Below are 5,443 nucleotides of genomic sequence, written 5' to 3'. Positions count from 1 at the left end.
GTCCGCGGGGTCGCGCCCCGGTTCGGCCTCGCTGCGGTCGGTTCCGACCCGCGCGCGCTGACCGAGGCGGTGGCCCGGCACACCGGCCGGCCGCCCCACGAGATCGGCCACCTGCTCTATGGCGAGGCCCCCGGCGACGACGCCGCGCTGGTCACCCTCGCCGACGACCTGGACACCCTGGCCGCGCAACTGCGGGAAGGCTCGCACACGCACGAAAGTGGGCACCGTGACTGAGAACTCCAGCCTGACCATGGGCGCCACCCCTGATGAGGTCGCCCGCGCGCACGCCGCGCTGGTCGCGCTGCGGGCCGAGGTCGGCAAGGCGGTGGTCGGCCAGGACGCCGCGGTCACCGGCCTGGTGATCGCGCTGATCTGTCGCGGCCACGTGCTGTTGGAGGGCGTGCCCGGCATCGCGAAGACGCTGCTGGTGCGCACCTTCTGCCGGGCGCTGGATCTGAAGACGACCCGGGTCCAGTTCACCCCCGACCTGATGCCCGGCGACATCACCGGCTCGCTGATCTATGACGCCCGCAGCGCGGAGTTCTCCTTCCGCCCGGGCCCGGTGTTCACCAACCTGCTGCTGGCCGACGAGATCAACCGGACGCCGCCGAAGACCCAGGCCTCGCTGCTGGAGGCGATGGAGGAACGGCAGGTCTCGGTCGACGGCACCCCGCGTCCACTGCCCGACCCGTTCCTGGTCGCGGCCACCCAGAACCCGGTCGAGTACGAGGGCACCTACCCGCTGCCCGAGGCGCAACTGGACCGGTTCCTGCTCAAGCTCGTGATGCCGTTGCCGTCGCGCGTCGACGAGATCGCGGTCCTGCAGCGTCACGCCGGCGGCTTCGACCCGCGCAACCTCGAGGCCGCCGGGGTCGGCCCGGTGGCAAATGCGCGCGACCTCGCGATCGCGCAGGCGGCGGCCCGCACCGTGGCGGTCCGCGAGGACATCGTCGGCTACATCGTCGACGTCTGCCGCGCCACCCGCGAGTCCCCCGCGGTGCGTCTCGGGGTCTCCCCCCGCGGCGCGACCGCGCTGCTCGCCGCGAGCCGCGCGTGGGCCTGGCTCTCCGGCCGCGACTACGTCCTGCCCGACGACGTCAAGGCCCTGGCCCGCCCCGCCCTGCGGCACCGGATCGGCCTGCGCGCCGAGGCGGAGCTGGAAGGCGCCACCACCGAGGGCGTGCTCGACCAGGTCCTCGCCAACGTCCCCGTCCCGCGATGAGCGCCGCCGCTTTACTTCCGAAAGCGCACATCCGCAGGCTGTTCCGGCCGAAATCACCTGTACATCTGCGCTCTCGTAGGCAAAGTCCGTGGCGCTGACGGGTCGGGCGGCGCTGATTGCGGTCCTCGCGGCCGTGGTCGTGTTCGCCTCCGCATCCGCGGCCGCGGTGCTCGCGGTGGACGGCGTCCTGCTCGTCGCCGTCCTGATCGACCTCGCGCTGGCCGGCCGGGTGAAGGATCTGCGGGTGCTGCATTCCGGGCCGAGCACGGTGCGGCTCGGCGAACCGGCCACGGTCACCCTCACGGTGACCAACCGCGGCCCGCGCACCGTTCGCGGTACCCTGCGCGACGCCTGGCCGCCCAGCGCCGGCGCTGCCGTGACGCGGCATCAGATCTCCATCCCGTCCGGCGAGACGCGACGAGTCAGCACACCGCTGCTGCCGACCCGACGTGGGGACCGACCGGCCGACCGGGTCACGATGCGCTCGATCGGCCCGCTCGGGCTGGCCGCGCGGCAGGGCGCGCACCGGGCCCCGTTCGTGCTCCGCGTGCTCCCGCCGTTCCACAGCCGCCGGCACCTGCCCTCGCGGCTGGACCGGCTGCGGGCGCTGGACGGAAGGACCGCGGTGATGGTCCGCGGCCAGGGCACCGAGTTCGACTCGCTACGCGAGTACGTGGTCGGCGACGACGTCCGCTCGATCGACTGGCGGGCCACCGCGCGCAGGGCCGACGTGACCGTGCGGACCTGGCGGCCCGAGCGGGACCGGCGACTGCTGCTGGTTCTTGACACCGGGCGCCTGTCGGCCGGCCGGGTCGGCGACGCCCCTCGACTCGACGCCGCGATGGACGCCGCCCTGCTGCTGGCGGCGCTCGCCTCGCACGCCGGGGACCGGATCGACCTGCTGGCCTACGACCGGCAGGTGCGCGCCAGCGTGACCGGCCTGAGCGGAGCCGCCCTCCTGCCGGCGCTGGTCTCCGCGATGGCCCCGGTCGAGCCCGTCCTGGTCGAGACGGACATGCGCGGACTGGCCGCCGAGGTGCTGCGCCGCGGCGGGCGCGGCGCCCTGGTGGTGCTGCTGACCGCACTGGACACCGCCCCGGTCATCGACGGCCTGCTGCCGGTGCTGCCCACCCTGACCGCCCGTCACCGGGTGCTGTTGGCCTCGGTGGCCGACACCCGGATCGTGGAGTTGGCCGGCGGCCGCGGGAGCGCCGAAGCGGTGTACTCCGCCGCCGCCGCCGAACGGACCCGCGGCCAGCGGGCGTACACCGCATCCCTGCTCGGCCGGCTCGGCGTCGACGTCCTCGACGCCCCGCCAGACCTGCTGCCGCCCGCTCTGGCCGACCGGTACCTGGAACTCAAGGCCGCGGGAAAGCTCTGACCAGGTGAGGATTCCCAGCGCGGCGTGCGATGCTCGGCCCATGACCCCCCGGGTGGATCCCGCGCGCGTCGTCGACGCCTCGCTGAACGTCGGCACCGAAGTTGCCGAGGTAGTGGTCGACCTGATCCGGCTGCCCCGCCGGCTGCTGCGGATGGTCGACTCCACCGAGGCGCTGCTCGCCCGGGCCGACCTGTTGATGAATCAGGCCGAGCGGTCCCTGGAACACACCGAGGGCCTGGTCCCTCTGATCAAGCAGGTCGACCGGCTCGGGCCCGACGTGGCCGAGCTGCTCCGGGTCACCGACGAGGTGCGCCGCGCCGTCCTGGGCATCCCCGGCGTCGGGATGCTCTGGCGCCGCGGCGGGACCGCGCCCGCGCCCGCGGGCGCGCCCGAAGGCTCGGACCAACCCGCCCGGTAGGTTCGCTCCGAATGCGTGTCGATACCTGGCGCGGGTACCTGCCCCTGAGGTCCCCCGCCTGCTTTGAGAGGACGCCAAGCATGAAGTTCCGGACCCAACTCGCCGCTGTCGCGGCCGTCGCCATGTTGGTGGGCCTCGCGGCCTGCGGTGGCGGCGACGACGAAGCGTCGTCGGGCACGTCCACGACCACCGATACCTCGGGTGCCGCCGCGACCCCGGACGCGGGCCGCCCGGCCGGCTCCGGCTCCGCCGCCGCCTCGATGATCACGATGAAGGACAACACCTTCAGTCCCGCGGACCTCACGGTCGCGCCGGGCGCCTCGATCATGGTGATGAACGCGGGCACCGCCCGGCACGATCTGAAGGACAAGGACTCCAACGGGAAGGCCTTCGCCAGCGGGGACCTCGACGGTGGCAAGGACGGCAGCATCACCGCCCCGGCCAAAGCCGGCGACTACCCGTACAAGTGCACCTACCACTTCGGCATGGAGGGCACCCTGCACGTCAAGTGACGTGCACCGCCTGGTCGGGGGCCAGGGCTGGACGGTCAAGCGTTTCGAGGAATGGCTCCTCGATTCGACGACCCGTCAGATCCTCAACGGATGACATCCGTTGCGATGTCGCAACGGATGTCATCCGCAGCGTAGGTCAGTAGGCGCGGCCGAAAAGGATTCGCTTCCCGTAGGCCGACTCCGCCCCGCACTTGACGCAGGAGCCGGTCTCGGCCTCGCCGTCGGTCGGGATGCAGCGCGGGGTGACCGCGGCGCTCGAGGCCTTGATGTCCTTCTCGCAGGCGGGTTGACCGCAGTGGAACGTGCGGGCCCACCCGGTGGAGGTGACCTCGAGGAAGGCGTCCCAGGAGTCGACGGTGTGGATGTTCTCGTCGCGGAACGCCGTGGCGCGGGCGAGCATGTCGGCCTGGATGCCGTCGAGCATCGCGGGGATCGAGGCCGCCAGCCCGGCGAGCGGGAGCGACTCCTTCTCCCCGGTCAACCGGTTCCCGACCTCGGCGACCCCGGCTTCGAGGTCGCGGGGGCCGACCGCGATCCGCAGCGGGACCCCGCGCATCTCCCAGTCGTTGAACTTGAAGCCCTGCGAGACCTGGGGACGGTCGTCGACGTGCGCACGCACCCCGGCGGCCTTGAGCTCGGCGAACAGAGCATCGACGGCGGCCGTCACCTCGGGGGTGGCCTCGCCCTTGCGCATCACGGGGATGATGACGACCTGATACGGCGCCAGCTTGGGCGGCAGCATCAGGCCCTTGTCGTCGCCGTGGGCCATGATGATCGCGCCGATCATGCGGGTGGACATGCCCCAGGACGTGGTGTGGCAGTACTGCTGGCCACCGGAGGACGCGTCGGCGTACTTGATGTCGAAGGCCTTGGCGAAGTTCGTGCCCATGTAGTGCGAGGTCCCGGACTGCAGGGCCTTGCCGTCGCGCATCATGCCTTCGATGGTGAACGTCCGCAGCGCGCCCGCGAACCGTTCGCCGGCGGTCTTCTCCCCCGGCACCACCGGGATCGCGGCCCAGTCGCGGGCGATCTCGACATAGACGTCGAGCATCTGCAGGGTCTCGCGCATCGCGTCGTCCTCGTCGGCGTGCGCGGTGTGACCCTCCTGCCAGAGGAACTCCGTCGTGCGCAGGAACATCCGGGGGCGCAGCTCCCAGCGGACCACGTTCGCCCACTGGTTGAGCAGCAGCGGGAGATCGCGGTGCGAGGCGATCCACTTGCTCATCATCTCGCCGATGATCGTTTCGCTGGTGGGCCGAACGATCAGGGGCTCTTCGAGCTCCTTGCCGCCGGCATGGGTCACCACGGCGAGCTCGGGCGCAAAGCCCTCGACGTGCTCCGCCTCGCGCTTGAGGTAACTCTCGGGGATGAACATCGGGAAGTAGGCATTGTCGTGCCCGGTGTCCTTGATCCGGCCGTCGAGCGCGGACTGCAGCAGCTCCCAGAGCCGGTAGCCGTACGGGCGGATCACCATCGTGCCCTTGACCGGGCCACGGTCGACGAGCTGCGCCCTCAGGACCACGTCGTTGTACCAGTCGGAGAAGTTTTCGCTCTGTGCGGTGACTGCCCGCTCGTCCTTGGCCATGGGGCCTGAGGCTACTGGCCGGTCGGTGCCCGGCCCGACCGGGTTTCGCCCGAGCGCCCCACGTCCCCCAGGAACCGACACACCGGGGCGTTCCGGGCGATTTGCTGGACTTCCGGGCTCCTGGGGGCGACGGTGGGGTCACCGAGCTGTTACTGGGGAGGCTGTTGTGACGCGTGGGACATATGCACGAGTGCTGTTGGCAACCGGACTGGCGTTCTGTGCGCTGCCAACTCTGGGGGTGAACCCGGCGGTCGCGACGCACGCGATCGGGGTGAGCTCCCCGGCGGACGACCCGGCGCCCCCGGCCGAGCCCGCGCCCCCGGCC

Annotated in this window: 5 protein-coding genes and 1 pseudogene; 5 read left to right on the top strand and 1 reads right to left on the bottom strand. The window is 71.9% G+C overall.

Annotated elements, in window-relative coordinates; all coding sequences use genetic code 11:
• From H0X00_RS21115 to H0X00_RS21095, 5 genes and pseudogenes are all read left to right on the top strand, one after another.
• Window positions 1-234, top strand: a pseudogene (locus H0X00_RS21115) (hypothetical protein); the annotation flags it as partial.
• Window positions 235-250: 16 nt separating this feature from the next.
• Window positions 251-1,222: an AAA family ATPase gene (locus H0X00_RS21110; RefSeq protein WP_367186721.1), complete on the top strand. Its 972-nt coding sequence runs from the start codon at window positions 251-253 to the stop codon at window positions 1,220-1,222.
• A gap of 88 nt (window positions 1,223-1,310) precedes the next feature.
• Window positions 1,311-2,603: a DUF58 domain-containing protein gene (locus H0X00_RS21105; protein ID WP_293774545.1), complete on the top strand. Its 1,293-nt coding sequence runs from the start codon at window positions 1,311-1,313 to the stop codon at window positions 2,601-2,603.
• Window positions 2,604-2,643: 40 nt separating this feature from the next.
• Complete coding sequence (locus H0X00_RS21100) at window positions 2,644-3,021, top strand: hypothetical protein (protein ID WP_293774543.1); 378 nt, start codon at window positions 2,644-2,646, stop codon at window positions 3,019-3,021.
• A gap of 80 nt (window positions 3,022-3,101) precedes the next feature.
• Window positions 3,102-3,533 carry a cupredoxin domain-containing protein gene (locus tag H0X00_RS21095; protein ID WP_293774542.1) on the top strand — a complete coding sequence of 144 codons (432 nt, stop codon included), beginning with the start codon at window positions 3,102-3,104 and terminating at the stop codon, window positions 3,531-3,533.
• Between the two features lie 136 nt (window positions 3,534-3,669).
• Here the strand turns inward: H0X00_RS21095 and proS are convergent, their stop codons facing one another.
• Complete coding sequence (proS, locus tag H0X00_RS21090) at window positions 3,670-5,118, bottom strand: proline--tRNA ligase (RefSeq protein ID WP_293774541.1); 1,449 nt, start codon at window positions 5,116-5,118, stop codon at window positions 3,670-3,672.
• Window positions 5,119-5,443: the final 325 nt, after the last annotated feature.

It is taken from the genome of Sporichthya sp. (assembly GCF_013815995.1).
Lineage (GTDB): Bacteria > Actinomycetota > Actinomycetes > Sporichthyales > Sporichthyaceae > Sporichthya.
This window is presented reverse-complemented; position numbering and strand designations above follow the sequence as displayed.

Coding starts and splice junctions, on each gene's coding strand:
- H0X00_RS21110 (WP_367186721.1), top strand. CDS start 251: ATGGGCGCCACCCCTGATGAGGTCGCCCGCGCGCACGCCGCGCTGGTC.
- H0X00_RS21100 (WP_293774543.1), top strand. CDS start 2,644: ATGACCCCCCGGGTGGATCCCGCGCGCGTCGTCGACGCCTCGCTGAAC.
- H0X00_RS21095 (WP_293774542.1), top strand. CDS start 3,102: ATGAAGTTCCGGACCCAACTCGCCGCTGTCGCGGCCGTCGCCATGTTG.
- proS (WP_293774541.1), bottom strand. CDS start 5,118: ATGGCCAAGGACGAGCGGGCAGTCACCGCACAGAGCGAAAACTTCTCC.